Source organism: Oleiphilus sp. HI0132 (assembly GCF_001635845.1).
The window spans coordinates 1-733 of sequence record NZ_LWGJ01000041.1; the positions used below are offsets into that span (position 1 = coordinate 1).

Annotated in this window: 1 protein-coding gene; it reads left to right on the forward strand. The window is 38.3% G+C overall.

Annotated features, from left to right (window positions below):
• The first annotated feature begins 388 nt into the window (after nucleotides 1-388).
• On the forward strand, nucleotides 389-667 hold the full coding sequence (locus A3766_RS00695; protein ID WP_068509678.1) for a type II toxin-antitoxin system RelE/ParE family toxin: 279 nt from the start codon (nucleotides 389-391) through the stop codon (nucleotides 665-667).
• Nucleotides 668-733 lie beyond the last annotated feature (66 nt).

Genomic DNA, 733 nt, shown 5'->3' on the forward strand with positions numbered 1-733 from the left:
CAAAGATGGCCTTCTTATAAAGTCAGGTTATCATCAAGGTTCAGTGTTCTAAAAATTAGTTTTTTGCTCAGCGTAATCGGGTCACTTTGATGGGTGGTTTCGTTGACAGTTCAGGTAAGAATTTAGGGTTTATCGTGGTCAAAATCAGATAAACAAAATAAAAATTATTGTATGGTTTATTGCGTCGTTTCTGAGTTCTTAACAATAAATTAAGAGCATAAGGTCAAAAGACTAAAAGCAAAAATCATATAACCAGGCCATCTTTCGGATCTTCGTTTTCTGTCACCGTTTATGCAAAGAAACGCATAAACGTCGCCATAAGACTCATCCCGCAAATGGCGGCGTTATATTTATTGATGCATAGTGCGCATCATGCTACCATCAGCTTATGATTAAATCGTTTAAGCATAAAGGTCTCAAAAAGTACTTTGAATCAGGGAGTACTGCGGGCATTCAGAATAGCCATGCAAGGAAATTGAAAATGCAACTGGCGGCTATCGATACTGCTCATGTAATCGAGGATGTTGATTTACCAGGTTATCAATTGCACCCATTAAAAGGTGACCGTGAAGGTATTTGGTCTATTTCGGTTAATGGTAACTGGCGAGTAACTTTCGAATTCAAAGATGGCAATGCATTCATATTAAATTACGAGGACTATCACTAATGAGCATGTATAACCCTCCTCATCCCGGTGAGTTCATTAAAGAAACATACCTTGAGCCGTTCGGTT

Excerpts from the sequence above, each read along its gene's own strand:
- A3766_RS00695 (WP_068509678.1), top strand. The coding sequence starts at position 389 with ATGATTAAATCGTTTAAGCATAAAGGTCTCAAAAAGTACTTTGAATCA.